The organism is Microbacterium sp. HA-8 (genome assembly GCF_046111165.1).
Taxonomy (GTDB): domain Bacteria; phylum Actinomycetota; class Actinomycetes; order Actinomycetales; family Microbacteriaceae; genus Microbacterium.
The window spans coordinates 1,128,932-1,155,184 of record NZ_CP162025.1; the positions used below are offsets into that span (position 1 = coordinate 1,128,932).

At 69.1% G+C, this 26,253-nt stretch carries 23 protein-coding genes and 1 pseudogene; 13 read left to right on the forward strand and 11 right to left on the reverse strand.

Features of this window, described 5'->3' with window-relative positions:
• Positions 1 to 382: 382 nt before the first annotated feature.
• Positions 383 to 1,465: a restriction endonuclease gene (locus AB2L57_RS05385; RefSeq protein WP_409048242.1), complete on the reverse strand. Its 1,083-nt coding sequence runs from the start codon at positions 1,463 to 1,465 to the stop codon at positions 383 to 385.
• A gap of 100 nt (positions 1,466 to 1,565) precedes the next feature.
• On the opposite strand from AB2L57_RS05385, the gene AB2L57_RS05390 reads away from it, so the two are divergent.
• Together AB2L57_RS05390 and AB2L57_RS05395 are read left to right on the forward strand one after the other, a co-directional pair.
• Positions 1,566 to 1,775, forward strand: coding sequence for a hypothetical protein (locus AB2L57_RS05390; protein ID WP_409048243.1), 210 nt, complete (start codon positions 1,566 to 1,568; stop codon positions 1,773 to 1,775).
• Positions 1,776 to 1,975: 200 nt separating this feature from the next.
• A protein-coding gene (locus AB2L57_RS05395) for an IS3 family transposase (RefSeq protein WP_409047706.1) occupies positions 1,976 to 3,213 on the forward strand; the annotation gives its coding sequence in 2 pieces (ribosomal slippage) (positions 1,976 to 2,255 and positions 2,255 to 3,213; 1,239 coding nt in all).
• A gap of 166 nt (positions 3,214 to 3,379) precedes the next feature.
• Here AB2L57_RS05395 and AB2L57_RS05400 read toward each other — a convergent pair.
• On the reverse strand, positions 3,380 to 3,823 hold the full coding sequence (locus AB2L57_RS05400) for a BBE domain-containing protein (RefSeq protein ID WP_292815745.1): 444 nt from the start codon (positions 3,821 to 3,823) through the stop codon (positions 3,380 to 3,382).
• Here AB2L57_RS05400 and AB2L57_RS05405 point away from each other — a divergent pair.
• Positions 3,822 to 3,953 carry a hypothetical protein gene (locus AB2L57_RS05405; protein ID WP_292815742.1) on the forward strand — a complete coding sequence of 44 codons (132 nt, stop codon included), beginning with the start codon at positions 3,822 to 3,824 and terminating at the stop codon, positions 3,951 to 3,953. The two genes, AB2L57_RS05400 and AB2L57_RS05405, sit on opposite strands and share 2 nt — an antisense overlap.
• Positions 3,954 to 4,178: 225 nt before the next feature.
• Positions 4,179 to 4,865 carry a thermonuclease family protein gene (locus AB2L57_RS05410; protein WP_292815739.1) on the forward strand — a complete coding sequence of 229 codons (687 nt, stop codon included), beginning with the start codon at positions 4,179 to 4,181 and terminating at the stop codon, positions 4,863 to 4,865.
• Positions 4,866 to 5,120: 255 nt separating this feature from the next.
• Here AB2L57_RS05410 and AB2L57_RS05415 read toward each other — a convergent pair whose 3' ends face one another.
• From AB2L57_RS05415 to AB2L57_RS05425, 3 genes are all read right to left on the reverse strand, one after another.
• Positions 5,121 to 6,407 carry an APC family permease gene (locus AB2L57_RS05415; protein ID WP_409048244.1) on the reverse strand — a complete coding sequence of 429 codons (1,287 nt, stop codon included), beginning with the start codon at positions 6,405 to 6,407 and terminating at the stop codon, positions 5,121 to 5,123.
• A 188-nt stretch (positions 6,408 to 6,595) separates the two neighbouring features.
• Entirely contained in the window at positions 6,596 to 7,054 is a 459-nt protein-coding gene (locus AB2L57_RS05420) for a hypothetical protein (RefSeq protein WP_409048245.1), read from the reverse strand.
• Positions 7,021 to 7,968, reverse strand: coding sequence for a hypothetical protein (locus AB2L57_RS05425; protein ID WP_292815525.1), 948 nt, complete (start codon positions 7,966 to 7,968; stop codon positions 7,021 to 7,023). Before AB2L57_RS05425 ends, AB2L57_RS05420 begins: the two co-directional genes overlap by 34 nt.
• Positions 7,969 to 8,187: 219 nt before the next feature.
• On the opposite strand from AB2L57_RS05425, the gene AB2L57_RS05430 reads away from it, so the two are divergent.
• From AB2L57_RS05430 to AB2L57_RS05445, 4 genes are all read left to right on the forward strand, one after another.
• The gene (locus tag AB2L57_RS05430; RefSeq protein ID WP_292815528.1) at positions 8,188 to 9,858 is read left to right on the forward strand and encodes a serine hydrolase; all 1,671 of its coding nucleotides are present in this window, start codon (positions 8,188 to 8,190) and stop codon (positions 9,856 to 9,858) included.
• 112 nt (positions 9,859 to 9,970) lie between these two features.
• Positions 9,971 to 12,712, forward strand: coding sequence for an AAA family ATPase (locus AB2L57_RS05435; protein WP_409048246.1), 2,742 nt, complete (start codon positions 9,971 to 9,973; stop codon positions 12,710 to 12,712).
• A 96-nt stretch (positions 12,713 to 12,808) separates the two neighbouring features.
• Positions 12,809 to 13,633, forward strand: a complete 825-nt coding sequence (locus tag AB2L57_RS05440) for an alpha/beta fold hydrolase (protein ID WP_409048247.1) — start codon at positions 12,809 to 12,811, stop codon at positions 13,631 to 13,633.
• A gap of 39 nt (positions 13,634 to 13,672) precedes the next feature.
• Entirely contained in the window at positions 13,673 to 14,506 is an 834-nt protein-coding gene (locus tag AB2L57_RS05445; protein WP_292810070.1) for a carboxylesterase, read from the forward strand.
• A 45-nt stretch (positions 14,507 to 14,551) separates the two neighbouring features.
• On the opposite strand, the gene AB2L57_RS05450 is transcribed toward AB2L57_RS05445, so the two are convergent.
• Entirely contained in the window at positions 14,552 to 14,779 is a 228-nt protein-coding gene (locus AB2L57_RS05450) for an RNA-binding S4 domain-containing protein (RefSeq protein ID WP_409048248.1), read from the reverse strand.
• A gap of 171 nt (positions 14,780 to 14,950) precedes the next feature.
• Between AB2L57_RS05450 and AB2L57_RS05455 the strand changes: the two genes are divergently transcribed.
• Positions 14,951 to 15,520 carry a dihydrofolate reductase family protein gene (locus tag AB2L57_RS05455; RefSeq protein WP_409048249.1) on the forward strand — a complete coding sequence of 190 codons (570 nt, stop codon included), beginning with the start codon at positions 14,951 to 14,953 and terminating at the stop codon, positions 15,518 to 15,520.
• A gap of 458 nt (positions 15,521 to 15,978) precedes the next feature.
• Here AB2L57_RS05455 and AB2L57_RS05460 read toward each other — a convergent pair whose 3' ends face one another.
• The 3 genes from AB2L57_RS05460 to AB2L57_RS05470 form a co-directional block, all read right to left on the reverse strand.
• Entirely contained in the window at positions 15,979 to 17,373 is a 1,395-nt protein-coding gene (locus tag AB2L57_RS05460) for an HNH endonuclease signature motif containing protein (protein ID WP_292810064.1), read from the reverse strand.
• Between the two features lie 133 nt (positions 17,374 to 17,506).
• Positions 17,507 to 19,000, reverse strand: a complete 1,494-nt coding sequence (locus tag AB2L57_RS05465; protein WP_409048250.1) for a sensor histidine kinase — start codon at positions 18,998 to 19,000, stop codon at positions 17,507 to 17,509.
• The gene (locus tag AB2L57_RS05470) at positions 18,997 to 19,707 is read right to left on the reverse strand and encodes a response regulator transcription factor (RefSeq protein ID WP_292810060.1); all 711 of its coding nucleotides are present in this window, start codon (positions 19,705 to 19,707) and stop codon (positions 18,997 to 18,999) included. The genes AB2L57_RS05465 and AB2L57_RS05470 overlap by 4 nt, the downstream gene beginning before the upstream one ends.
• A gap of 120 nt (positions 19,708 to 19,827) precedes the next feature.
• Between AB2L57_RS05470 and AB2L57_RS05475 the strand changes: the two genes are divergently transcribed.
• Together AB2L57_RS05475 and AB2L57_RS05480 are read left to right on the forward strand one after the other, a co-directional pair.
• Positions 19,828 to 20,499: a hypothetical protein gene (locus AB2L57_RS05475; RefSeq protein ID WP_409048251.1), complete on the forward strand. Its 672-nt coding sequence runs from the start codon at positions 19,828 to 19,830 to the stop codon at positions 20,497 to 20,499.
• A gap of 231 nt (positions 20,500 to 20,730) precedes the next feature.
• A pseudogene (locus tag AB2L57_RS05480) lies at positions 20,731 to 22,533 on the forward strand (MMPL family transporter); the annotation flags it as partial.
• Between the two features lie 4 nt (positions 22,534 to 22,537).
• Here AB2L57_RS05480 and AB2L57_RS05485 read toward each other — a convergent pair.
• Together AB2L57_RS05485 and AB2L57_RS05490 are read right to left on the reverse strand one after the other, a co-directional pair.
• Positions 22,538 to 23,401, reverse strand: coding sequence for a cytochrome c oxidase assembly protein (locus tag AB2L57_RS05485; RefSeq protein ID WP_292810056.1), 864 nt, complete (start codon positions 23,399 to 23,401; stop codon positions 22,538 to 22,540).
• Positions 23,382 to 23,894, reverse strand: a complete 513-nt coding sequence (locus tag AB2L57_RS05490) for a DUF2243 domain-containing protein (protein ID WP_292810054.1) — start codon at positions 23,892 to 23,894, stop codon at positions 23,382 to 23,384. The genes AB2L57_RS05485 and AB2L57_RS05490 overlap by 20 nt, the downstream gene beginning before the upstream one ends.
• Positions 23,895 to 24,058: 164 nt before the next feature.
• On the opposite strand from AB2L57_RS05490, the gene AB2L57_RS05495 reads away from it, so the two are divergent.
• Entirely contained in the window at positions 24,059 to 25,033 is a 975-nt protein-coding gene (locus AB2L57_RS05495) for an ATP-grasp fold amidoligase family protein (protein ID WP_292810052.1), read from the forward strand.
• Positions 25,006 to 26,253 (forward strand): glycosyltransferase family 4 protein, encoded by a 1,248-nt coding sequence (locus tag AB2L57_RS05500; protein ID WP_292810050.1) that lies wholly within the window; start codon positions 25,006 to 25,008, stop codon positions 26,251 to 26,253. The genes AB2L57_RS05495 and AB2L57_RS05500 overlap by 28 nt, the downstream gene beginning before the upstream one ends.

Below are 26,253 nucleotides of genomic sequence, written 5' to 3' on the forward strand. Positions count from 1 at the left end.
ATCGCTCACGAGACGTAGCCGGTAGAGAGCTGAGCTTGTCCGGGTCCGCTGATCGTAGGCGTCTTGACGCGCTCGTGCCCTCAACTCACCGTCCTCCGACGAGAGACGGCGCTTCGCGCGGTTGTACTCGACCTGGATGAGTTGGGAGGCGGCTGTCGCGAAGTCCGCCGCGGCGGAAATGAAGTCCTCTCGTCGACGCTGTCGCCGCGCTTGATGTGAGGCGTAACGCTGGGTGGCGAATCCGACTAGCGCGCCGACCACAACGCCCAGCAATGCCAAGAAAGGCGCCCAAGGCTCAATCATCGCCCCAGAATCCTCTGTTTCGTGGGCGGGCCCGAAATGTAAGGACGTGCACCTCGATGGTCGATCTCAGCAACATCACTCAGGTCCCCACGCTGTCAGCCACGACGAGGATGCGCGCGAGAGGCAGGACGGCCTTCCAGATCTCCGGGAGATCCGCGTAGTTGTCGAGGACGAGGCTGACGACATCCTCGCCGGAGAGCAGCCGCAGCCCCGTTCGCTGGCGTTCGATTGCCAGTGCGTCGCGCGAGTAGCCTCCGAGCGTGACGAATATCGACAGGTCGCCCACGCCCTGTGTTCCGATCAACTGCTGGACTTCAGGAGCGCTCACGGTGGCTGTCCGGTGCTTGCATTGCACCTTCAGCTGGGGCGGCTCGACGCCAAGGGGGTCTCGATGTGCGATGACATCAACACCGCCGTCTTGGGAGAAGGGCGTCACGCGAGCTTGATAGCCGAGCGTTCTCAGCAGCGCGGCGGTGAACTCTTCGAACTCGCGGTGGGTCAAATCTCTATGAAGGGTCTCAAGCACGAAATCCCGTGTGTGCCTTTCGATCCGGGAGGCGCGCGGTTCGTCGCTCTCGCCGTCGATTTCGGTCTTGTCGACGACGTGGTCTACGGCCTCTGCGAGGTCGTCTACCGAGCCCTCCGCGCTGTGGAAGGCGGTCAAGAACTCCTGTTCATGGCGACGGATTCGGAACACTGTAAGTACCGAACCGATTTCATATAGCGCGGACTGCGAGAACACTGTCCGCGGAAGTCCAACTTTGCGCCACTCGACTCGTCGGCGATGGCGGTGGGTGACGGCGCCGGGTTCGTAGTAGTACTCGCTGGTGACAACGCCCAGGTTGATTGTCGATTCGGGCTTGTACGGTGCGACGACCAAATCACCCTGCTGCATCTCGTCGCGGAACCTCAAGAGGACGCCTGCCTGGCCCGCGATGGATCGCGGTTTCGCGTCGGGGTCGTGCTTGGTCAAGGCCTTCTTCAGTCCCTCTCGACCGTTCGGGATAGTGGTCAAGTCCGGAAGGCCGTCCCATCCCACGCTGATGAATCCGTCGTCCACGAGTTCGGTCGTGAGCGAGTCGTTGTGCACGCCCCATATGTCCATCGACGGGTCCTCCGGTTTCAGCCTGCATCGAGCCATGCGCGGGCGCGTGCTCTTCAAGCATGCCAGTCAGCGCATTCTTGGCGTGCCGGGCGTTGCCCGTACCCGTCGCGGGGCATCACCCGGCAGGTCTCATCGAGGTCTTCCAGTAGCGCAATAAGTGGTAGTCGAGACTGCTCGCCCGGCGCGCGGACCGATCGACCTCGTGCTGCCGCCGCGATCGACGGGCAAGATCGCGGCGGACGACTTCCCATATACCGGCGACGGCGACGTCGGTGAGCGCAAACGCCTGCGCGACAGCATCCTGCCTCTGATCGCGCCCGACCCGCGCTTTGCTCGCTCTTTCGCACGGGGCGTCGAATGCCGGTGATACGGTCAGCCCGTGGTGAGCGAACCGGTTGCGGCTGAAAAGCGCATGCGTCTGCGCTACGCAGGCACTTGTCGGCTCTGCGGCACCGAGCTGCCCGCGGGGCAACACGGGATCTACGCGCGCGAGACGAAGACCGTGCGCTGTGTTCAGTGTGAATCGCGCTGGGTTTCGTTCCGTTCTTGAAGTAAGGATGGAACCTGATGAACCAGAAGTATTCACCGGAGATGCGTGAGCGTGCGCTGCGGATGCTGGATGAGGCCAAGCCCGACCACCCGAACCTGATGGCCGCGGTACGGCATGTTGCGGACCTGCTCGGGATGAGCGCCGAGACGCTGCGGGTCTGGCACCGTCGCCGGGAGGTCGACGCCGGCGAGCGTCCGGGCGTGCCGACCGATGTCGCCGAGGAGAACAAGCGGCTGCGGCGGGAGAACGCGGAGCTGCGGAAGGCGAACGAGGTGCTCAAGGCTGCGAGCGTGTTTTTCGCGAAGGAGCTCGACCGCCCCTCGACGAGATGATCCGGTTCATCGACATGCACCGGGATCAGTTCGGGGTCGAGCTCATCTGCCGCGTCCTCAAGGACGCGGTGCGAGGGTTCCTCACGTCCCGCGGGTATCGGGCCGCGAAAGCCCGCCCGGCGTCGGCGCGGCAACTGAAAGACGAGTCGCTCGTGCCCGAGGTCGCGCGGCTGCACGCGGAGAACTACGGCGTCTATGGCGTGCGGAAGATGCATGCGCTGCTGCGCCGGCAGGGCTGGGACGTCGGCCGCGACCAGACCGCCCGCCTGATGCGGCTGGCGGGAGTGCGTGGGGTGAAGCGGTCGAAGAAGGTGTTCACGACGAAGCCCGATCCGACGATCCCGCAGCCGCAGGACCTCGTGAAACGGAACTTCACCGCGCCCGCGCCGCGCAGGTTGTGGGTCGCGGACATCACGTATGTCGCGACGTGGGCGGGATTCGCGTACGTCGCGTTCGTGGTCGACGTGTTCTCCCGGAAGATCGTCGGCTGGAACGTCGCGTCGACGCTGAAGGCCGACGTGCTGCCGCTGCAAGCGCTGAACATGGCTGCGTTCACCGCGACCGGCCCCCTCGACGACCTCGTCCATCACGCCGATCACGGGTCGAACTACCTCTCCGTGGTCTACACAGACCGGATCGTCGAGATCGGCGCGAAGCCCTCCACAGGGACCGCGGGCGACAGTTACGACAACGCCCTCGCCGAAGCGGTCAACGGGCTCTACAAGACCGAACTGATCCGCCGTCGCGGACCCTGGCGGACCATCGAGCAGGTCGAACTCGCGACCCTCGAATACGTGTGGTGGTGGAACAACTCCCGCCTCCACGGCGAGCTCGGCTACCGCACCCCCGCCGAGGTCGAGGCCGCGTACTACGCTGGCCAAGAATCAGCCCAACTAGCGATCGCTGGACAGGGAAACCGATAGGAACGAAACCCAGGGCGATTCATTCCGCCAGGTTACGGAAGAACGTGTGCAACAAGACCCTTGTTCGCGCGCCGACCGGATCAGCACGGCTGATTCAGAGCCGCGCCGTCACGGTGTCGACCGGTTCTCGGGGATGCTGATGGGCCGGATGGTTCGGATGGGCGGGTCACGCGGCGCCAACGGGGTGGGCGGCCACCCAGACGCGATCGGGGTCGACCGACTCGCGCACGCGCACCAGTCGCTCCCAGGACTCGGCGTCGAACGCGGTCTCGACGTCGATCGTGTGGTCGGCGAAGTTGAGGAAGTGCTGCCGCGAAGCCCACGGGGCGAGGGCGGCGACCACAGCTCGGGTGGCCTCGGTGCCCGCGGCCACGAACTCCGGGGTGGGCGCCATCGCCAGGGCGAACAGCAGGTAGGCCGCGTCGAGTCGCGAGGTCGCGCCGCCCTGGGGTGCGGCCAGGGCGCCGCCGAGGTGCCGCAACTCGACAGACATGACCAGGCTCTGAGCCTCGGGGCCGGCGACCGCGAGCAGAGCGTCGATCGCAGCATCCGAAAGCTCGGCGACCAGTGCGTGGTGGGCGACCGCACCCGATGGCTCGGGCGGATCCATGTGCAGAGAGAGCATCGCCGCTGCCGGGATGCGCGTGCGCAGCCGCCGCGAGCTGATCTCGCGGGTGTACTTCGACCAGTACGTGCCCCGCAGGGGCGGTGACGTCGGGCCGACCGGCTGGTTCGCCTGATCGCCTGAGTATCTGCACGCCGCTCACCTCGCCACGCGGAGGTGTGCCTCCAGTCGGTTGGTGGCAGCATCCAGCTCCTGGTGTGTCAACGACAGCGCCCGCGGACACGTGCCCACTACCCTCGACCTTCTGCCCAGGTGCGTCGCAGCTCATCCCGGCCGGCCGACTTTGAGAGAGTGAGACGTGGTCTTCCGGCGAGTCTCAGCATTCCCGTTTGTCGGAGCGATGGGGATCGTTCTTGCACTCGCCGCCTGCACTCCAGCTCCTGCTGCGACCGCCCCGGCATCCGCCTCCCCACCGCCGCCCGCGACCGCCGAAACCGTCGCGTTCGCCGCGGTGATCGACGGCGACACGATCGAGACCAGCGCGGGCATCGTGCGCATCATCGGGATCGACACTCCCGAACGCGGTGAATGCGGCTACGACGAGGCATCCGCCGCTCTGGGACGTCTCGTCTCCGTCGGCGATCCGCTGGTGCTCTCGCTGCCGGCCGCCCAGAACGACCGGGACGACTACGGCCGGATGCTGCGCAGCGTCGCCACGGCCGACGGCACAGATCTCGGCCGCGTGCAGATCGATGCCGGCAATGCGGTGGCGCGATACGACTCGAGCGACGGTTACCCGGCGCATCCGCTCGAGGCCGAATACCGCGCGGCGCAGACCGCCGTGCTGGATGCGGGCCGCAACGTGGTCACGGCCGCCTGCCAGGGCGAGATGGTGCCCGCTCCGTCGCTCGGCGACAGCTGGTGGCAGGCGTACTCGTCGTGCACGAAGCTCTCACGCAACGAGGTCGGGCATCCGACCGGGCCGTTCGACCGCGACGATCCCGCCGAGGCGGCGATCTACGACTGGTTCGCGTTAGGCACCGGAAACAACGGCGACGGCGACGGGGACGGACTCGCCTGCGAGTAGTGCGACGGCGGGGGCCGTCGGACTACTCATCGCGATCGTGCTGTACCTCGGGATGCTCGCGCTCACGCTGTGGGTGTTCTCCCTGATCATCCGCACGGCCGTGAAGAACGGCATCCTGAAGGCCGACGAGGAGCGTCGGCGCCGGTCGTATCCTCTCTGCAGGAGGTCGGAAGCAGGGCGACGCGTCATCCCGTCTACGCCCACACGAGGCCGGCTAGCGCCGCTTCTCTGACTGCGGCATCCCATCAAGGCACGTCAGGCTGAGCGCTCCCGAGCCTTCACGGCAACCACCTGGCCGACGAAGATCGCTGCGGCCACCGCGGCGGCGACGACGACCGTGAGCAGGTCATCCTGGATCTTGAGGATGGTGAAGGGGATCAGGATCGCGAGGTCGAGGACGATCGTGAGCACCGGCAGCCAGCGCACCGCGTGGATCTTCTGACGCAGATGCCGGATGACGCCCCACTGCACGGCGATGTCCATCGTCAGGTACAGCAGGGCGCCCATCGAGGCAATCTGCGTAAGGTCGAGGAATGCGGTCGTGACGATCGCGAGGCCCGCCGTGATGATCAGCGGCTGGTGGTGCACCTTCGCGGGCAGCGCCGGCGCCTGGCGCATGTCCTGCAGCATCGCGAACAGCCGAGAAACGGAGTAGAGGCTCGCGAGCAGCCCCGAAACGGTCGCGACGACCGCGATCGCCACCGTGATTCCCACACCCCACGACCCGAACAGCGGCTCGGCCGCCTGCGCCAACGCGTAGTCGCGGGCGTCGGTCGCGCCCTCCGCGCCGATGCTCGAGGCGACGGAGATCGTGATGAGCAGGTACAGGGCCGCGCAGATCGCGAGTGAGATCATGATCGAGCGGGCGATGTTCTTCTTCGGGTCGCGGATATCGTCGCCTTGATTGGTGATCGTCGTGAAGCCCTTGTAGGCCAGCACGCACAGGGTCGTGCCCGCCAACAGACCGAACACGTCGGGCGCATCACCCGAGGCGTGGGCGAAGAGCCCGTCACCTGCGACGGCGGTGCCGACGATTCCGGCGATGGCAAGGACGGCGATGCCCAGGATCTTCGCCACGGCCGTGGTGGTGGCGGATGCCTCGACCAGCCGGTTGCCGACGAGATTCACGATCGCGGCGGCGGCGATCACGATCACGCCGAGCAGCGGCACGAGCACGGCCGAGTCCTGCAGGCCGAAGGGCCGGAGCAGGTACGTGCCGAACGTACGGGCGAGCAGACTCTCGGCGACGACCATCGACACGTACATGAAGAGCGAGAAGGAGCCGGCGATCACACCCGGGCCGTAGGCATCCTTCAGCAGCATCGCGATGCCGCCCGAACTCGGGTTGACGCTGGAGTATCGGATGTAGGAGTAGGCGCTCGCACCCGCGACGATCGCGCCCAGCAGAAAGGCGAGGGGGAACCAGTCGCCCGCGAGGCCGGCGACCTGGCCGACGAGCGCGAAGATGCCGGCGCCGATCATGACGCCGGTGCCGAGCGAGACCGAGCCGGCGAGCGAGATCCGGGCCTTGTCGTCGCTCATGCGTGTCTCCCTGATCGCTACGTCGGCAACCGGCCTCCCCGCGCTGCGTCGGCCACGGTAGCGGGGTGACCCCGCGATGCGCACGCCCTTGACACGGTCGCGATACGTCTCCGAGGCGCTGAGAGATACGCGTGGCTGCTATTCCGGTTCAGGCAGCTCACCGGAATAGGGCTGCGCACTGTTCCGACTCAGCGCCGCATAAAGACCCCACCCGGATCGTGCGCGCTTCGCGCGTCGTCGAGCCGCGTGCGCTGGTCGGCGCTCCACGCGTTGGCGAAGGCATCCGGAGCGTTCGCGCGTCCCACGAAGTTCACCAGCGGAGTCGGCGCGTGCCAGGGCGCGGTCGCGTCGAGCACCGAGCGGGCGGCGGCCAGGCGCACCTCGTCGGTGAGCGTGTGCACCGGCGCGGCATAGACATTCAGCAGGTGCTGCGTGGAGCGGGCGCCCACGGCGTCCGGGTCGGATGCGTGCCGCGTCGCCCCGCCGATCGTGCGGATCTCGACGGCGGACAGGGGCAGGTCGACGTCGAGCCCGCCGGCGAGATCTCGCGGTTCTGCGCATGCCTGAGGGTGAGCGCGATGCGCACTCGTGTTCGCGTCTCTCGGGGCGCCCCTCAGCGCACGGTGGGCTTCCCGTCCGCGGCCCACGCCACTCCCAGGGCGAACAGCGTCGACACCCCGTACTGCTCCATCGCCGCCGCGATGCGTCGCCGGCCCGTGCGCGGATTGATCCCGAGCCTGCGGGATGCAGCATCGAGCGTGACGCCCTGCTTCATCAGCGCAAGGAGTGGCGTCCACGGCTGCTCCACACCGCCGATCGGCTCGCCGCGACGCCAGAGCTCGCGGTACAGGCTTCGCCCCAGCTCGGCGAGCGACGCGCTCCGGAGCCCGATCACGCTCGACGGCCATCCCTCGCCCCACTCGATCGGCAGCGCGAGCACCTCCCCGTCGATCCAGAACCAACTGGGCAGGTCGTCGAGCAGGCGGAACTCCACGCCGACGGCCCCGTAGCGCTCGGCGATCGCCACGAGCCGAGCGTCCTCGGCCATGGAACGCGGGACGAGCGCTCGCACCGACCGCTTGCCGGCGAACACCTCGGCGAACCGGCTGGCGCGCGCGGGATCGGTCTGCAGGAAGCGTCCGAGATCGGGAAGTACCGCCCAGGCCGTGTCGCTCTGCTCCCGTGCGATGTCATACCAGAGGTCTTCTGCCGCCCGCGGTCCGTGTCGCACGAAGACGGGAACGACGTCGCCGGATGCTTCGCCCACGGCCCAGTGGCGCAGCAGGCCTGGAAGATCTGCGACGAGTGCCTCGATCTGCGTCGCGGCCTGGTCTGCCTTCTGCCGCATCGCACGGATCTCGCTTTCGACGACATCGGCCGTCCACACCGCCGGCGTCGCATACGCGATCGCGCCGTCGCGCACCGAGACCGCGCCTTCCCGCGCGAGCCGCGCAACGGCTTCGGCGGTGTCACCCTCATCGGCGTGCGCGGTGGTGGCGAGCTCCGCCACCGTCTGCGGGCGGCTGCGATAGATCAGTTCGAGAAGGGCCCTATCGTCCATGTCGACCTCCGGAGCACGCGTGGACACCATCATGACGCATGTGACCGCATCCGGACGTCCTCTTGAGGTCATGGCCGGAAGCGGAGCTTGTGATGTCCGCTTCCGTCCAGCCACACTGACGACTGTGGGGGGACTCGGGGCCCATGGCTTCGTATGCGGGAATAGGGAGTCATGGGTCCGCCAGCGACAGACAACGGGGGAGCCAGTGACGTGAACGGTATGAGCAGCAGCACGAGCAAGGGCATCGTCCGCTTCGTCGCCGTCTCGGCGGTGGCAGCACTCGCGCTGGGAATCACGGGGTGCACCTTCGAGGCGGACGACAGCGAGTCGTCAGCGAGCGGGCTGCCCGTCGCCCTCGGGCAGGCGCCCAGCCAGGACGTCGTCGATCTCTACACGGATCGCGACACGGCAGTGTCCGCGGCCGTCGATGCGCTTCCCGAGTTCATCGAGAAGGCGCTCGAGCAGACCGGAGTGCCCGGCGCGGCAGTCGCCGTCGTCTCGAATGGCGAGGTCGTGTTCGAAGAGGGATACGGCGTGCGGGACGTGACGACAAACGAGCCCGTCGACGTCGACACCGTGTTCCAGATCGCGTCTTTGTCGAAGCCGCTCTCGTCGAGCGTCGTGGCCAAGGCGATCACCGACGACGCCGATCTGTCGTGGGAAGATCCGGTCATCGAGTACCTCCCGGACTTCGCGCTGAAGGATCCGTACGTGAGCGAGCATGCGAAGATCGCCGACTTCTTCTCGCACCGCACGGGCATCCCGACCGGTGGCGGCGACGACCTCGAGGACATCGGCTTCGACGTCGACTACATCATGGCCCACATGGACCAGATTCCCCTGGCATCGTTCCGCGACACGTATCAGTACTCGAACTTCGGGCTGACGGTGGGCGCCGAGGCGGTCGCGGCGTCGCGCGGCCAGTCCTGGGCCGAGACGGCGCACGAGTTGCTGTTCGATCCGCTCGGCATGACGTCCACGACAACCGTCCACGACGAGTACCTCGCCGCGGAGGATCGTGCGGCCATGCACGCGCGCACCGGAGAGGGTCAGTACGAGCAGCTGTTCGACCGTGACGCCGACGCCGAGGCTCCCGCGGGTGGCGTCGCCTCCACCGCCGGCGACATCGCGAAGTGGATGACCATGGTGCTGGCGGGCGGCGAAGTCGACGGCGCGGAATTCATCGACCCGCTCGTGCTCGCGAAGACCTACTCCGCCCATTCGATCACGGGCGGCGATGCCCAGAACCTGACCTCGCGCACATCGCACTACGGCTTCGGCATGAACGTCGGTACCACCGTGGCCGGCCGCGTGAGCATCAGCCACTCCGGCGCCTTCGGGTGGGGCACCGCCACCAACGCCACGATGATCCCCGACCTCGACATCGGGATCGTCGTGCTCACGAACGGAGCCCCGTCGGGAGTTCCCGAGGCGATCGCCTCGGAGTTCGTCGACCTCGTGCAGTTCGGGGAAGAGACGCGACCCTGGCTGGAGCTGTGGCCCGCCCAGTTCGCGCACTTCGCCGACCCGGCGGGCGACCTCGTGGGCGAGGAGCCCCCGACGGATGCCGCGGCGGCCGGCCCTGCCGGCGACTACGTCGGCACCTACACTAGCCCCTATTTCGGCGACTTCGTCGTGACAGAGGAGAACGGCACCTTGACCGGCGCGCTCGGCCCCGAGGGCGGGTACACGTTCGAGATCCTTCCGTGGGACGGCGACACCCTGTCGTTCGTGCCGACGGGGGAGAACGCGCTCCCCGGATCGCTTTCCTCGGCGGTCTTCGTCCGGGAGGGTGGACAGATCACCGGAGTCACCCTGACGTACTTCAACACGTTCCCCGCGCCCGGTCAGGAGCCGAACGGGCTCGGCGTCTTCACGAGGGCCGGCTGACGTCCCGCGACAGCGGCGCCCGCTACGTCAGCTGGTCATCGAGCCGGTCGAGCATGCGCTGCGCGGTGAGGATGCGTGGGAGAGGTGACACGCCCGGCCGGTGCTCAATAACATGCCGTCCATAGACGTCGTCAATCCCGTCGTGGTCGGCCGGGCGACCGAGCTGGGGCGCTTGAGTGCCCTGGCCGCTGCGGCGCGCAACGGGCACGGCGCGGCGTTGCTCATCCGGGGTGACCCGGGCATCGGCAAGACGGTACTGATGACGGAGCTGGCGCGGACGGCGCCGGGCACGAGGGTGCTGCGCGCAGACGGATTCGACGCCGAATCGGAGATGCCCTACGCGGTGCTGCAGCGCATCGGACGGCCGCTCACGGCCCACCTCGATTCGTTGCAGCCGACGCATGCGATGGCTCTGCGCATCGCGGCGGGCATCGCCGAAGGTCCGCCGCCGGACCGTTACCTCGTGGGTCTCGGGATGCTGTCGCTGCTGGCAGCCGCCGGCGAGCACGAGCCGATCACCTGCCTCGTCGATGACGCTCACCTCGTCGACACGGAGTCGCTCGAAGTGCTGGCGTTCGTCGCCCGGCGGCTCGAAGCCGAGCGGGTTCTGCTGGTTCTCGTCGCCCGTCCCGATGCCCGAGTGGATCTCGTTGCCGCGGGTGTCCCGGTTCTCGAACTCGAGGGACTCGACACGCTGTCGTCGGTGCAACTGCTGAATCGGACTGCGCCCGTGCCTCTCGATCCGCTGCTGGCGACCCGCGTCGCGGAGCAGACGGGCGGCAACCCGCTCGCGCTCGTGGAACTCTCCCGGGAATTCACGGCCGCGCAGCTGACACATTCCTGGGCCGCGCAAGAACCCGTGCCCGTGGGGTCTCGTTTGGAAGCCCACTACGTGCAGCGCATCGAACGGCTTCCGCGGGATTCCCGGCGCTGGCTGCTCCTCGCCGCGGCCGAGTCCGTGGGCGACATCGGGCTCATCACGTCGGCCGCCCGACGCCTGGGGCTCGCCCCGGGCGCATCCACAGCTGTCGAGTCCGCGCAGCTGGCCACCGTGCGCGACGCGGTGGTCTTCCGCCACTCGCTCGTCAAGTCCGTCGTCTACAACACCGCGACGGACGCCGATCGGCGTCGCGTGCACGACGCGCTGCGCGCGGAATCGGATGCTGTCGGGCGCGCCGATCTGGCGGTCTGGCATGCCGCCGCCGCCAGCGCGGGGGCCGATGAAGCGATCGCCCTGCGGCTGGAGTCGGCAGCCGAGTCGGCGGGCGAACGCGGGGGCAGTGCCTCACAGGCGCGACTGCTCACGCGCGCCGCCGAGCTGACCACCGGGGGGTCTCTTCGCAGCGGGAGACTGCTCAACGCGGCCGAGGCGGCGGCACAGGCGGGCGCCGTGACGCTGGCCCTCGACCTGATCGATCAGATCGATATCGACGGTCTCGACCCGGTCAGCAGCGGCCGGGTTTTGCAGCTGCAGGCGCTCGTCGCCCTCTTCGTCGCCGACCGCGAGGGCGTGGTCACCGGCGCGGCGCACATGCTTCGCGCCGCGGAGCTGTTCCACGGGGCGGCGCCGGAGCTCGAGCAGCGCGCTCTCATCCGAGCGTTCGAGATTCTGCTGGTCGCGGAGTGGGCGGCGCAAGACGTGACGCTGCCCGAGCTCGGCAAGAGGCTTGCCGACGGCGTCGGTGTTCGCGACGGCCCGATGTCACGCATCCTGCGTGGACTGAGTGCACACATCCTGCTGCCGTATGAGCAGGCCGTGCCTCTCATGCGGGACGCGCTGGCCGCCCTTTCCGCTATGGATGACGAGGGGTTCGACAGCGGCACGGTCGGTGTCGCCCTGACCATGGCGCTCTGGGACGACCGAGCCTGCGTGGAGCTTCTCGACAGGTCCCTCCGGACTGCACGCGACCGCGGGCGCCTGCGCGAGGTCGACACCACACTGTGGTTGCTGGGCTTGGTCGAACTGGTCCGCGGCGACCCCGCGACGTCCGACCGCTACATCGAGCAGGTCCGCGAGCTGCGGCGCGCCATCGGGTACAGCGCCGAGCAAGTCGTCAACGCAGCGTTCCTCGCATGGGCGGGCGCGCAGCTGGCAGAAGTCGAGTCGATCGCGGACGGGGCCTTGGTGACCGGGTTCGCAGGCGCGTGGACGATCGCGATGATGGGCGTCAGCATCCGCGACATCGCCGACGGGCATTACCGCGACGCCTACGAGAGACTCCGTCCGATGGTCACCCGCGAATTCCTGCAGGTGACTTATCAGCAGTTGCCGGAGTACGTCGAAGCCGCGGTGCGAAGCGGCCATGCCGAGCAGGTGCGAGGATCGGTCGACAGATTGGCGGAGTTCGCTCGGCACGCGGGCACCCCGTGGATCCGCGGGGTGGCGGCGCGCAGCGCGGCTCTGCTGGCGGAGGACGACCGGGCGGAAGCGCTGTATCTCGAAGCCATCGCGCAGCTCTCCGCCTCTACGCTGGTCGCCGATGTGGGGCGGGCACACCTGCTGTACGGCGAGTGGTTGCGGCGCGGCAAGCGCCGCCACGATGCCCGCGAGCACCTGCAGAAGGCGCTCCTCATTTTCGAACGCTGCCATGCACCGGCTTTCGCCGGGCGCGCCCGCCGTGAGCTGGAGGGGACCGGCGTCAGGGCCGGTGTTGATGCATCCCGATCGGCCGACGACCTCACCCCGCAGGAGTCCGCCGTCGCGCGTCTCGCCGCCAGCGGTCGCACGAATCCCGAGATCGGCGCGGCACTCTTCATCAGTGTGAACACCGTCGACTATCACCTGCGCAAGGTCTTCCGGAAGCTGGGTGTCACCTCCCGGAGGCAACTCTCCGAACGGTTCCCCACGGACTGAGTCGTCACGACTACGTGAACCACGTGGTTCGCCGAACCTGCGGCCCAAGGGAGCATGGGGCATCCCCATCAACCCCATGCCGAGGAGGGACATCCCATGCCTTACGTCGTGACCGATGACGGTGCGCAGATCTTCTACAAGGACTGGGGAGGTGATGGATCTCCCGTCATCCTGAGCCACGGGTGGCCGCTCAACGCGGATGCGTGGGAAGCGGCAGCGCTCTTCCTCGCCCAGCATGGACACCGCGCGATCGCCCACGACCGTCGCGGTCACGGACGCTCGAGCCAAACGTGGGACGGGAACGAGATGGATACGTATGCCGACGACCTCGCGCGCCTCATCAACCACCTCGACCTCACCTCCATCACGCTCGTCGGCCACTCCACCGGGGGCGGAGAGATCGTCCACTACATCGGTCGGCACGGGACGGACCGCGTCGCCAAACTCGTGCTGGTCTCGGCGGTGCCGCCGTTGATGCTCGAGCGGGATGACAATCCCGACAGCGTGCCGTTCGCGGTCTTCGACGGACTGCGCGCCGGCGAAGCGTCCGACCGCTCCCAGCTGTACCGAGACCTCGCCAACGGTCCGTTCTTCGGTCACAACCGCAACTCCGACATCTCGCAGGGCGTGCGGGACGCCTTCTGGCTGCAGAGCATGGCCTGCGGACATCGTGCCGCATACGAGTGCATCGCCGCCTTCTCGGCAACCGACTTCCGTCCCGACCTCGCACGAGTCGACGTCCCCACCCTCGTGATCCATGGTGACGACGATCAGATCGTGCCCTTCGCGGTGGGCGGCCAACGCTCCGCCGCGGCAATCCCGGACGCCCAGCTCCTCGTCTACGAGAACGGGGCGCACGGGCTCCCGGACACAGAGCGCGAACGCCTGCACGCGGATCTGCTCGCCTTCATCGATTCCTGATCGACCGACCGTTCCACACCGCTGAAAGGAACCCGCATCATGACCGACAACGCAGACGCCCCCGACACCATCGTCCTCGTGCACGGACTGTGGATGACCCCGCGCAGCTGGGAGGGCTGGAAAGCGCACTACGAAGCGAAGGGCCTCACGGTTCTCACGCCCGCGTACCCGGGTTTCGAGATCGAGGTCGAGGCCCTCCGCGAGAATCCCGACACCATCGCGAATCTGACCGTCCCCGAAACCGTTGAGTACCTCGCCGCACAGATCGACGCGCTGCCCAAGCCCCCCATCATCATGGGGCACTCGTTCGGCGGGACGCTCACCCAGTTGCTGGTCGCACGCGGCCTCGGTGCAGCGGCGGTCGTCGTCGATTCCGCGCCGACCGAGGGCGTGCGCGTGACCCCCCTCTCGCAGGTGCGCTCGCTGTTCCCGGCGCTGAAGAATCCCGCGAACATCCACCGGGCCGTCGCGTTCACGAAGGATGAGTTTCACTACGCGTTCACGAACACGCTGTCTCGCGAGGATTCGGATGCGGTGTGGGAGCGGTACGCGATCGCTGCCCCCGGCAACTGGGTGTGGGCATACGGGCTGATTGCGAACTTCAAGCCCGGGCGGCAGGAGACGTGGGTCGACTACTCGCAGGAGCGTGCCCCGCTGCTCTTCATCGGCGGCAGCGAAGACCACATCATGCCGCCGGCGGTGAACAAGTCCAACGCCAGGCACTGGGCGAAGTCTCCATCGCTGACGGAGTACCACGAGTTTCCCGGCCGCTCGCACTGGATCTGCGCGGAACCCGGATGGGAAGAGGTCGCCGACTACGCGCTGGAGTGGGCACTCGCGCACGCCGCGCCGTTTCGCATGCCCGCTACCTGATCCGGCTCGGCGTTCCGGGCAGGTCGTCGATCGCGGGCCAGCGCTTCACGGGCAGACGCGGACGCTGCGCCCTTCGAAGGTGACGACGTCGCCGAGCTGCAGCTGTCGACCACGGCGGCGGTCGACCTCGCCGTTGACGAGCACGAAGCCGTCGATGATCGCCTCTTTGACGTCTCCGCCGGAGTCGAGCAGACCCGCGAACTTCACGAACTGACCGAGGCGGATGGTGTCGCCGCCGATCGGGATGTCGTCGATCGGTGGCGGGGCCGTCATCCCGAAATGGTAGACCGTCATCGGTCGCGTCGCCCGCGTGACCCCCGCCGGCACCGGAATGGCGCACTCGATGTGGCGACAGCATCCAGCCCTGTATGCCGCGCGACGCCCGCAGTAGGTTGAGGACCGTCCGGTCACGCCGTGCCGCGGAACTCGAGGGAGAGCGACGAGATGAGACCAGTTCGGTATGCGATCAACGTCACGATCGATGGATGCTGTCATCACGAGGCCGGGGTCGCGCCCGATGCGGAGTCGATGCGCTTCTGGGTCACCGAGGTGGGGCGGGCGGATGCGCTGCTGTTCGGGCGGGTCACGTACGAGATGATGCAGTCGGCGTGGAGACGACCGGGCACGGGTGTGTGGCCGGACTGGATGAAGGAGTGGGAGATTCCGTTCGCCGAGACCATCGACACGGCCAAGAAGTACGTCGTATCGAGCGCCCTCGACGGCGTCGACTGGAATGCGGAGCTGCTGCGGGGCGATCTGGCGGACGCGGTTCGGCGCCTCAAGGAGGGGTCGGGTGAGGGCCTCTTCGTGGGTGGTGTGACGCTGCCCCTCGCCCTGGCGGATCTGGGACTGATCGACGAGTACGTCTTCATCGTTCAGCCCGTGCTTGCGGGGCACGGCCCGACGCTGCTTGCCGGTCTGCGCGAACGGATCGCGCTCGAGCTGGTGGATCGTCACGAGTTCCGGTCGGGGGCGATGGCCGTGCGGTACCGGCCGGTGCTCGTGGCGGGCTGAGGTGTTCGTCCCCGCGTGACGGGCACCGACTTCGCTCGTGCGTCAGCGCGGCCGCGAGTGCCTGACGGACCGTCGACGCGCCGCCCGCGATGTGGAAGCCCGCGCCGCCGGCGACCTCGCGCCCGGGCGTAGGCGGCATCGAAGCCCTCCGTGACGAGCGGCGGCGCTCTCCCAGTGCGCCTCTCGGCTCAAACCGGTCAACATTCCGGACCCGTGCCGCCGCTGGATCCCGATCGGGGGCGATCCATGCTGAGCCGCCCGATCCCTCCGGATCTTTGGCACGCAAACCGATCTTCTGCACTGCTCGATGGAGGTCCTGCGTCCCCGAGCGCACCCGATCCTGCCGGCCGACCGGCCTGCGTGGAGCGTCCGATACTGCAGGGCATGTCCGCCCTGCGTCCCGAACGCCGCCGCCAAACGCCGCTGCGCCGCAGGGCTGGAGGCGGCGCCCGTCGGGATCAGAAGGGTGCGGGCTCGAGTTCGCACTCGGGATCGGGCGCGAACGCGATGCGACTGATCGGAGTGTCGGTGTAGCGGCGACCGGTGGGGCTGGTCCACTGGAGCACCCCGCCCGGCAGCTGTCTCACCGCCCACGCGGAATGGTGCTTGAGGATGTGGTGCCGCCGACACAGCAGGGCGAGGTTGTCATCGCCGGTGCAGCCGCCGTGCGCGGCATCGATCGTGTGGTCGGCGTCGCATCGATGCGGGGGCATACGACACCCCGGGAACCGGCAGTGTTGATCGCGGACCACCAGATGTCGGCGCAGCTGTTCGCTCGGCCGATATCTGTCGACGGCGAGCACCTGGCCCGAGATCGGATGTGTCAGGATGCGATCCCACCCGGGCGCCCCCGCCGCGAGCATGCACGCGGTGGTGTTGTCGACGGGCGAGCGACCCGCGAGGAACGGCGACTCGTACGGATCGGTGACCGCCTGATCGATGAGGCTCATGACCGGCACCGTGATCTGCACGCTGGCGCGGATGGCCCCGAGTCCCGTGGGCCCGCCGTCGTGTGCCGCGGGGTCGGCCGCCAGCAGCAGATCCGCGAAGATGTCGGCGCGCACCTGATCGGTCGAGCGGTCGTCTGAGTCCGCGTCCGCGCCCGCGCCCGCGCCGGCATCGGTGTCGACGGGCTCGGCGTCGGGTTGCGCCTGGGCGCCAGCATCCACCGTCTCGCTGCCGGTGACCGGTGTGCGTGCGTCGGTGACGGTGCGCGCCATCTGTGAAAGACGATCGTGGATGCCGTGGGCCACGACCGCGGGAAGCACCGCGCGCAGCTCTGCCATGCCGTCATCGAGGTCGGTGACCCAGACGGTGCGGTCGGCGAGGGAGCGGCGGTGGCGCTGTTCGAAGGTCGTCTCGGCGAACCACTCGGCCCGGCGCTTGGCGACCGGAGTCAGCCGCGACGCCGACTCGGCGCAGGCGAAGGAGAGGATCTCTTGCTCGTACTCGGCGCGCAGCTCGGGCTTGTCGATCACGGCCCCCGCCGACATGATCGCCCGGGCATGCGCGATCGAGATCTGCCCGGCTTCGAGGGCTCTGGTCGTCGCGGCGTAGGTGGCCACGAGGGTGGCCGCCTCGTGGATCTGGCGCTGCACGGTGCGATCGCTGACCCGCCACGCCGCACCGATCTCGGCGGCGACCGTGCGATGCGCGAGATCGGCACCGGACCCCGAGTGCCCGCTGCCGGAATCGGTCGTCCAGTCATCGGCGATGCTGCGGGCCTCGGCCAGCAGACGAGCCTCTTCGGCCTCGAGCTGCGCCTTGCGCACTCGCACATCGATCAGCCGCGGCAGCAGTGCATCGAGCCGCGCATCGGCTCGGAGCAGGGCCTCTCGTGCGGCTTCGGTCATGCTTTCATCTTGCCCGGGGCCACCGACATTCCAGCATCGAATAGTGCCTGGATCAGGGCTTTGAAGATGAGAAGCAGGTGAGAATGCCGTCATCTTCGGGTGCCGCGACGGTCGCAGGAACGACCCCGCACCGTTACGGCCGCGCGGGCGCTCCACGTGGCAGCTGCACCGTCACGATCGTGCCCTGGTCCGCGTCGGAGGCGAGGCCGATCGTGCCGCCGTGGGACAACGCGACGGCCTGTGCTATCGCCAGCCCGAGACCCGTACCCGTGCGTCGGTCGCCGGTGACGAAACGGTCGAACGCGCGCTCGCGCACCGACGGCGGGATGCCGACGCCATCGTCGGCCACCGTGAGCGTCACACGGCCCCGCCCGCCCTCAGGTGGAGCGCCCGACGCGCGATCCGCCCCGCTTCCCTGCGCGCTCTCGAGCGCGATGGTCACCGAGGCATGCCGACCGGCGTGCACAAGCGCGTTGCCGACGAGGTTGCGCACCAGCTGCGTGAGGGTCAGCCGATCACCCTCGACGAGGGCGCGGTCGGGGGCGTTCACGGTGATGCGGCGATCGGGATCGAGCAGGGCCGCGTCGTCTGCGGCCTCGCGGCAGATCGCCGCGAGATCGACCGTCTCCGACAGACCGGGCGCGCCCTCGGCGCGCGCGAGTTGTGCGAGGCGATCGACAAGCGAGCGCATGCGCTCCGACTCTTCGACGATGCTCGCGAAGGCGCGATCGGTGGTGTCTGCATCGTCGGGGCTCTGGAAGTGGAGCTCCGACCAGCCCTGGATCTTGGTGAGCGGGGTGCGCAACTCGTGCGATGCATCCGCGACGAAGTCCCGCAACTGTCGCTCCGTCGCATCGCGCCGGGCATCGAGGCGAGCGATCGCGGTCGAGATCGCGTGCGTCTCGGAGAACTCCGAGAATCCCGAACCCCCCGAACCCCCCGAGACGCTCGGTCGCCCCGACGCTTCGGTCGCCGCCGTGTCGAGCATCCCGTCGAGGCGGCCGTCCTCGACCCGGGCGGTCAGCTCGGTCAGCGATCGGGTGGTGCGGGTGACGACGAGGGTCACAACCACCCAGACCGCGATCAGGACGCCTGCGATGATGCCCACCGCAGCCAGCGCGAGGGCTGCGACCAGCCGGTCCGAACCCTCGACGCTGATTCCGACCAGCGCCCGATCGACCGGGGTGCGCTCGCCGTCGTCGACCACGGCGCCCGGGGGCAGATCCACCGCGGCGAACAGCGTCGTGCGTCCGTCCACATCCACGCGAGACGTGCGCCCCGCACCGGTGTCGGCGGCGATGCGCTCGAGAGACGAGACTGTCGCCGAGGGGGCCGAGCTCGCTGCGACGACCCGATCGTCGGGGCCGAGCAGAGCGACGATCGTGGATGCTGCAGCCGCATCCGCGAGACGATCGGTATTGATGACCCTGTCGCCGTCGTCGTCGGTGCCCCAGGTCGCGACCGCCTGCGCGGCGATGTGGACCTGTCGTTCGGCGTTGATATCGGTCACGATGCGGATGCCCCAGACGCTGGCGACTCCCACCAGCAGCACCGCGATCGCGACGACGAGGAGCAGGCGACGCCGCAGCGTGCGCACCATCGTCCGCGGTGCTCGAGCCACCCTCATGCGATCTCCGTGCGGAGGCAGTAGCCGAAACCGCGCACGGTCTGGATGAGCGGCTGACGGCCGGCATCCACCTTCTTGCGCAGGGTCGAGATGGCCTTCTCGACGACGTCGGCCCCGGTCGCCAGGTCGTACCCCCACACATGCTCGAGAAGCTGACCGCGCGAGAGCACGCGCTCGGCGTTCGCGGCCAGGAAGGCCAGCAGCTTCAGTTCCGTCGGCGTGACCGGCAGCACCTCGCCGGACCGGCGGGCGCGGCGACCCGCCACATCGATCTCGAGGTCGGCGTAGCGGACAGTCTCGGGGTCATCGGCCGCGACCTGTCCCCGCCGGCGCACGGCGTCGATCCTGGCGATCACCTCCGAGACGTGGAACGGTTTGGTCAGAAAATCGTCCGCACCGGCCCGGAGGGCCTGCACCCGCCCGTCGACGTCGTCGACGGCGCTCAGCATGATCAGGGCCGCGGCGGGCGCCGCCACCCGCAGTGGTGTCAGCAGCTGCACCGCATCGACCTCGGGCAGGAACCGGTCGAGCAGGATCACGTCGTACGCCTGCGCCCGCGTGGCGACCAGCGCCTCGGCCGCGCCCGCCACGCCCGACGTGTCAAAGCGAGGAGCGGCGAGGATCGACTGCAGCAGGACGCGGATGCCCTCGTCATCGTCGACGACGAGCACGCGCACGGCAGCGTGGGCGCTCGCGGATTGCTCCATGCGCCCATGGTAGGGATCAGCCCCCGCCCCGCGAGCGCCGTCGGCCGCCGTGCCGAGATCGTCAGGATTTCGTCAGCATCACGTCCGGGTGTCGAGAGGTCGGGCCGTTTTGCTGGCCACATGCTCACCCGACGTGCCCGCAGATGGACAGTGGCGGCCGGCGCCGCGGCGATCGTGCTCGTCTCCCTCGGCGTGAGCGTCGAGCTCGCCGCCCGCGAGCGCGTCGAGGCGCGTCTCTCCACATTCGAGCAGAGGATGCCGGGGGTCGATGCTGCGCTCGCAGACACCCCCGCTCTCTGGCAGCTGGCCACGGGCCGCATCGCGCTGCGGGTGACGGTGCCCGATGCCGCGCTGGATGCCGTCGTGCGGTGCTCGTCGGAGCAGGAGATCGATGTCCGCTCCGTCCCGGACGGTCTGGTGATGACGCGTGAGCGCGCCCTGGGTGGCGCCTCCCTGCCCGTCGAACTCCTCCTCGTCCCGCAGCGCAGGCCCGACGGGGGCTGGCTGCTCGTCGCGGACTCGGTGAGCGCGGGTGGCATCAGTATTCCGGCCGACCGAGCCCTGCGGATGCTCTCCGGGCGGGCCGGCGACGATGCGGGGTTCGCCTCCCGTCTGCTCGATGGCATCCCGCTCCCGAGCGGCGGAGGGCTGACCGTCACAGGCATAGCGTTCGCCGACGGGTCCGCGCAGCTCGACCTGAGCATCCCGACCACCAGAACCGACCCCTCCCCGGGCGACGCGCTCGAGCACACCCGAAGCTGCATGGGGAGCCCCGAGAGCCCGGAGGGCTGATCTGTGAAGAACCTCGTCTCGACCATCGCCCGAGCGTGCGCGCGGCACCGCTGGCTCACTCTCGCCTCCTGGGTGGTCGTGGTGGCGGCTCTGTTCGGCACGGCCAGCCTCATCGGGCCGGACCTGCAGGACGAGGTCGAGGTGATCGGCAGCGACAGCTGGGCCGCGGCGCAGCTGCTGGACGAGCGTGCCGAGCCCGACGAGGAGCCCGAGGCGCCGTCGAGCCGGATCGTGATCGCCGGCGACGACATCGTCGCTCACACGGACGTCATCACCGAGGTGGTCGACGAGCTGGCCGAGGCGTCCGGCGCCGCCGTCGACAATCCGCTCGACGATCCAGAGACCGCCGCGCGCTCGGGCTCGATCGCACCCGATGGCGACGCCCTGCTGCTGACCGTGCGCGGCGACCCGAAGGAGGAGGGCCGGGCATGGCAGGCGGCGGTCGACTCGGCGCTGGATCCCGCCCGGGGCGCGGGCCTGGACGTGGCGATCGGCGCCCCGCTGGGCACCCAGGTCGATCAGGCAGGAACCGTCAACAGCGAGCTCGTCGGTGTCGTCGCCGCGCTCATCGTGCTCTTCATCGCCCTCGGGTCCGCGCTCGCGGCGCTCGTCCCGGTGGGTACGGGGGTCATCGCCGTCGCCGGCGGTGTCGGCATCGTGTGGATGCTCAGCCACGGGTTCACGATTCCCGACAGCGCCATCACCCTCGCGATCATGGTCGGCCTCGGCGTGGGCATCGACTACGCCCTGTTCCTGCTCTCGCGCTTCCGGCAGGCGCTGCGCGAGGGTGCCGAAGTGGTCGAGGCCGTCGCCAAGACCGGGCACGGCGCGGGCGAAGCCGCGATGGTCGCCGGGATCACCGTCGCCGTGTGCACGGCGGGCCTGGCGATCTCGGGGGTCGAGTTCGTCGCCTGGCTCGGCTATGCCACCGCGATCGTCGTGCTCGTGGCCGTGGCATCCACCCTCACACTGACTCCGCCCGTGCTCGCGCTGATCGGTCGCCGAGCCCTGCCGCGACGTGAGCGCGCGTCCGTGCCGGCTGCGCAGGCGGCGCCTCGCCGCAGCGTGTGGGGACGCCTCGCTCCGCGCCTCACACGCCATCCGCTCGCCGCGGCGGTCGCCGCACTCGTCGTGCTGGCCGCGATCTCGCTGCCGACACTCGCGCTGCAGCTCGGGCAGTCCAGCCCCGGCAACGCCGTGCCCGGCTCCAACCAGCGCACGTCGTTCGATCTCACCGCTCAGCACTGGGGCGCAGGCCAGAACGCGCCCCTGCTCGTGGTGGGCGAGGGGGAGGACGCTGCGGCCTGGGCGGACCTTCGTGAACAGATCGCGCGTGTGGAGGGGGTGGCATCCGCAGCGCCGCCCGCGGCAGCGGACGGCGTGATCACGATGCAGGTGCTGCCGGAGACCGGGCCGAGCGATCCCGCTACGGCCGATCTCGTACACACCCTGCGCACGGATACGATCGCCGGCAGCGGTGTCGACGCGCATGTCGGAGGCGCCGTGGCGAACCGCATCGACCTCAGCGATCGTATCGCCGACCGCCTGCCCTGGCTGATCGGAATCGTCATCGCCGCGGCGATGGTGCTCGTCGCGTTCACGTTCCGGTCGATCCTGCTCCCCATCAAGGCGGCCCTGTGCAACGTGCTCTCGATCACCGCGGCGTTCGGGGTGGTCGTCTGGGTGTTCCAAGAGGGCCACGGTGTCGAGCTGTTCGGCCTGGACGGGCCGGTGCCGCTCGATCCGTACGTGCCGATGATGCTGTTCGCCGTGCTCTTCGGTCTGTCGATGGACTACGAGGTCTTCCTGCTCACCGCCGTGCGTCAGGCGTGGCTGCGCGGCGCGACGGCCAGGGACGCCGTCACGCGCGGACTCGCCGAGACCGGCAGTGTCATCTCGGCGGCGGCGATCATCATGATCGCCGTGTTCCTGAGCTTCACCTTCAGCCCCAACCCCGTGATCAAGGTGTTCGGCGTGGGTCTGGCCGTCGCGGTGTTCGTCGACGCGACCGTCATCCGGCTGCTCCTGGTGCCCTCGATCATGACCCTGATGGGGCGCGCTGCGTGGTGGTGGCCCGGCCGCGGGCGGACCGGACCGGCGGACGCCGACGCCGGCGCGCGGGCCGTATCCGCTCGCGCGAAGGATGCCCGGCCTGCCGATACCACTGGGCGCACAGAACGGTGAGGAGAACGGCATCCACCACGTCGCCGCCGTAGTACATGATCAATGCCCCCGCCCGGCCGTCCACCACGGGGACTCCGTCCGGCGGCGATGCGTAGATCAGCTTCGCGAGCACGTTGTGCGCCGCGAGGGCCGCGACCAGGACGAGGAGGCGCGTCGGGAACGAGGCGCGATGCGGGGACGGATCGAACGGGATGACGGCGACGGTGAAAAGCACGCCCGCGAAGAGCACGTGCGTCATCACCGCCAGATGCAGCAGCAGGCTCACCTGCATCCACTCGTACAGGTCGGTCCGGTACAAAGCCCACATGCCGCCGAGGTTCAGGAGGGTCGCCACGGCGGGAGACACGAGGAATCCGACGGGGCGGCTGCGCAGCACCCTGGAGATCTGTCGCGCTCTGCGGACATGCAGTGACCGCAGAGCCAGGGTGACGGGACGTGCGATCACCAGGAGCACGGGCGCGAGCATTCCCGCCAGAAGATGCGACCACATGTGGGGGACGAACCCCTGGGGAGCGGACACGAGAGGACCGACGAACGCGAATGCGGCCGCTCCCGCTCCCGTCAGCCACGACAGCGTCCGGTACCAGGGCCATCGGCGCCCGGACCGCAGCTGGACGCCGACGCCGCCGCAGTAGAGCAGCGCCGCCAGCGCGAAGGGCAGGCCGAAGAGCAGAACGATGCCCGACGTGCCGCCGGCGCTATGGTCGTGCACGCTCACCCCGCGCGGGGATCCTCGATCGCCGCGTGCGGACGATGAGGACGATGCCGGCAACCAGCAGGCCCACGGCGACGAGGTTCCAGACCACGTCGTATACGAGCAGTTCCGGGACGTATCTGATCTGGTGGATGCCGAGAACCTTGTGCTGGATGAGGCCGTCGTAGAGCTGGAAACCACCGGCTCCCGCGAGCACGCCGCCGCACCATCGGGTCAGCCAGAAGGCGCGACGACGGCGCAGATCGGCGAGCAGGAACAGTCCGCCGATCGTCGCCGCCCAGCTCAGCGCGTGGAAGAAGCCGTCCGACACGAGACCGATGTCGGTGGTGGAGAGATCGTAGAAGTGGTGCCAGTGCAGGACCTGGTGGAAGAGCGTCTCGTCGAGAAAGGCGACCAGTCCGATCCCGAACAGGATGCCGGACCACGCGTTCCGCGAGGACAGCCGCGCTCGCTCCGCCAGATCGATGTCGCTCGGCGCTGCCGTCCCCGTGGCCATCAGCCGTTCCTCTCCACCGTCCAGCCCGTTCGCCGCGCAGTCTCCGCCGCGCTCCCGCGTGCCCAGGATGCCCCGGCCGCGGATGCCATCGCAGGGGGTTGCGCCCACGTGCGAGGCATGTCAAGGGCGAGATCGGGCTGAGCGGTCTGACCTAACCTGAGCAGATGACGTCCAGGCCGGCCGAGCGTGCCGATTCCGATACGCCGTCGACGGCGGCGGTGAGCGACGGAGCGGGGCGGGCGTATCGGGCAGACGGCGTGCAGTGGCGCGAGAGAAGCCGCCTGGTACGCGCCGTGAGGATGTGGCGCACCCGAGATCCCCGCACCTTCCGCGAGAAGGTGCGGTACAAGATGCTGCGCGATCGCCGCGCGCTCGTCGTCACGTTCGCTGACAAGGCCGCGGTCCGCGAGTACGTCGCCGAGATCGTCGGCCGAGAGTTCCTGCCCACGGCGTATGCCGTGGTGGACGACCCGGACGATCTGCGCCGACTCGACCTGCCGTCCGCCTACGTCGTCAAACCCACGCACGGAAGCGGCGCCGCCCTGGTGGTCTCCGACGCCGCGCCGGCCGATGCGCGTGTCCCGAGCGAGCCCGGCAGCTGGGTCTACAGCCATGTGCGGCCCTCGCGGATCGATGCGGACGAAGTGGTCCGACTCGGTCGGGGCTGGGTCGCGCAGCTCTACGGCCAGGGCCCCAACCGGGAATGGGCGTACGGGCGGGTACCGCGGCGCGTGATCGTCGAAGAACTCCTCGTCGGTGCGGACGGGGGCATCCCCGATGACTACAAGTTCTTCGTCTTCCACGGTGCGTGCGCGTTCATTCAGGTGGACTCCGGCCGCTTCGGTCGCCGCACCCAGGATTTCTTCGACCCGGCGTGGACCCGCCTGCCGCTGAGCGGCGGACCACCGTGGGCGGACCCGACGCCCGCCGCGCCCGACCGGCTCGTCGAGATGATCGACATCGCGCAGCGGCTCGGTGCAGACACCGACTTCGTTCGTGTGGACCTCTACGACATCGCCGGTCGCATCGTCTTCGGCGAGCTGACCAGCTATCCGGCCGGCGGTGACAGCCCGTTCTTCCCCGCGAGCTTCGACGAGGAGTTCGGTCGGCCATGGACCGTTCCCCGGCGGTACCGATGACGCTCGCGGGCGGGGTGGCACCGAGCGAGCGCTGGCTGGTCGCGACCACGGAATACGCGGGGCTGACCTCGTATACGGGCGGGATCGGGCGCCACTACGCCGCCCTGCTGCCGGCCCTCGTGCGGCAGGGTGTGGAGATCGACCTGGTGGTCTTCTCGGATGCGCAGCCCCGGGCCGACGCGGAACTGCATGGGGTTCGTCTCGTCGCATTCGAGCGCGCGGGCGGGACCGCGCCCATCCGGACGCTGTTCGCGAATGCACGCCGTGTTCGCCATCTCTACGAGGCCGGCGCGTACGATCGCGTGTTCGTGCCGGAGTGGTGCGCGCTCGGGGCCGCCCTGCCGCGGCGCGCGCCGCTGCTGACCAACCTCGCCACCAGCGCGAGGCTGGCGAACCGCGTATCCGGACTTCGGCTGAGGGACCTGCCCCGAGCGCGCCGCCTCCCCGTCGCCCTGCAGATGCACCGGGAGTCCCGTCAGATCCGCCGTTCCGCGGGACTGATACCGATTTCCACCGCGATGCTCATCCGAGCGGGCGTGGGCGCGTCGTCGCGGGCTGCCGTCGTGCGCAATTGCATCGACGTCGAACACGTCCGGGCTGCGTCGACGGCGGCGGCACTTCCGCCGGGCTGGCCGGAGGGTGGCGACCCCGTCATCCTCTTCCTGGGCCGTTCGGAACGCCGGAAGGGCGTGGTCGATGCCGTCGCCGCGTTCGGGCGGCTGAACGATCCTCGCGCCCGTCTCGTGCTCGCCGGTGCCGGCGGCGACGCCCGGTTCGAGCCGACCCGGGCCGACCTGCTCGCCCTCGTGCCCGCTCCGGTACGGGAGCGCATCACCTGGCTCGGCCATGTGCCGGGAGATGACCTGTACGTCGCCATCCGGGAAGCCACCGTTGCCATGTGCCCGTCGCGCTGGGAGGGCTTCGGCAACGTCGCCCTCGAGGTCAAGGCGATCGGAACACCGCTGGTTGTTACGTCCGGCAGCGGGTTCGACGATTTCTGCGTCGACGGCGAGGACTGCCTCATGGTTCCGCCCGCCGATCCCGACCGGCTCGCGCTCGCGCTGCGTGCTCTTCTCGACTCACCGGTTCTGGCCCGGGAGCTGGCCGCGCGTGCGCGACGGGGCATCGATCGATTCGCCCCCGATCCCGTCGCGGCCGACCTGATCGCGGCCGCGGATCGTCTGCTCGGCGGATCGGGGCGACGCCGAGGCGGGGAGTGA

Excerpts from the sequence above, each read along its gene's own strand:
- AB2L57_RS05500 (WP_292810050.1), top strand. The coding sequence starts at position 25,006 with ATGGACCGTTCCCCGGCGGTACCGATGACGCTCGCGGGCGGGGTGGCA.
- AB2L57_RS05410 (WP_292815739.1), top strand. The coding sequence starts at position 4,179 with ATGGGGATCGTTCTTGCACTCGCCGCCTGCACTCCAGCTCCTGCTGCG.
- AB2L57_RS05470 (WP_292810060.1), bottom strand. The coding sequence starts at position 19,707 with ATGGAGCAATCCGCGAGCGCCCACGCTGCCGTGCGCGTGCTCGTCGTC.
- AB2L57_RS05455 (WP_409048249.1), top strand. The coding sequence starts at position 14,951 with ATGAGACCAGTTCGGTATGCGATCAACGTCACGATCGATGGATGCTGT.
- AB2L57_RS05475 (WP_409048251.1), top strand. The coding sequence starts at position 19,828 with ATGCTCACCCGACGTGCCCGCAGATGGACAGTGGCGGCCGGCGCCGCG.
- AB2L57_RS05415 (WP_409048244.1), bottom strand. The coding sequence starts at position 6,407 with ATGAGCGACGACAAGGCCCGGATCTCGCTCGCCGGCTCGGTCTCGCTC.
- AB2L57_RS05465 (WP_409048250.1), bottom strand. The coding sequence starts at position 19,000 with ATGAGGGTGGCTCGAGCACCGCGGACGATGGTGCGCACGCTGCGGCGT.
- AB2L57_RS05460 (WP_292810064.1), bottom strand. The coding sequence starts at position 17,373 with ATGACCGAAGCCGCACGAGAGGCCCTGCTCCGAGCCGATGCGCGGCTC.
- AB2L57_RS05440 (WP_409048247.1), top strand. The coding sequence starts at position 12,809 with ATGCCTTACGTCGTGACCGATGACGGTGCGCAGATCTTCTACAAGGAC.
- AB2L57_RS05400 (WP_292815745.1), bottom strand. The coding sequence starts at position 3,823 with ATGGATCCGCCCGAGCCATCGGGTGCGGTCGCCCACCACGCACTGGTC.
- AB2L57_RS05450 (WP_409048248.1), bottom strand. The coding sequence starts at position 14,779 with ATGACGGCCCCGCCACCGATCGACGACATCCCGATCGGCGGCGACACC.
- AB2L57_RS05405 (WP_292815742.1), top strand. The coding sequence starts at position 3,822 with ATGTGCAGAGAGAGCATCGCCGCTGCCGGGATGCGCGTGCGCAGCCGC.
- AB2L57_RS05430 (WP_292815528.1), top strand. The coding sequence starts at position 8,188 with ATGAGCAGCAGCACGAGCAAGGGCATCGTCCGCTTCGTCGCCGTCTCG.
- AB2L57_RS05495 (WP_292810052.1), top strand. The coding sequence starts at position 24,059 with ATGACGTCCAGGCCGGCCGAGCGTGCCGATTCCGATACGCCGTCGACG.
- AB2L57_RS05425 (WP_292815525.1), bottom strand. The coding sequence starts at position 7,968 with ATGGACGATAGGGCCCTTCTCGAACTGATCTATCGCAGCCGCCCGCAG.
- AB2L57_RS05490 (WP_292810054.1), bottom strand. The coding sequence starts at position 23,894 with ATGGCCACGGGGACGGCAGCGCCGAGCGACATCGATCTGGCGGAGCGA.
- AB2L57_RS05445 (WP_292810070.1), top strand. The coding sequence starts at position 13,673 with ATGACCGACAACGCAGACGCCCCCGACACCATCGTCCTCGTGCACGGA.
- AB2L57_RS05435 (WP_409048246.1), top strand. The coding sequence starts at position 9,971 with ATGCCGTCCATAGACGTCGTCAATCCCGTCGTGGTCGGCCGGGCGACC.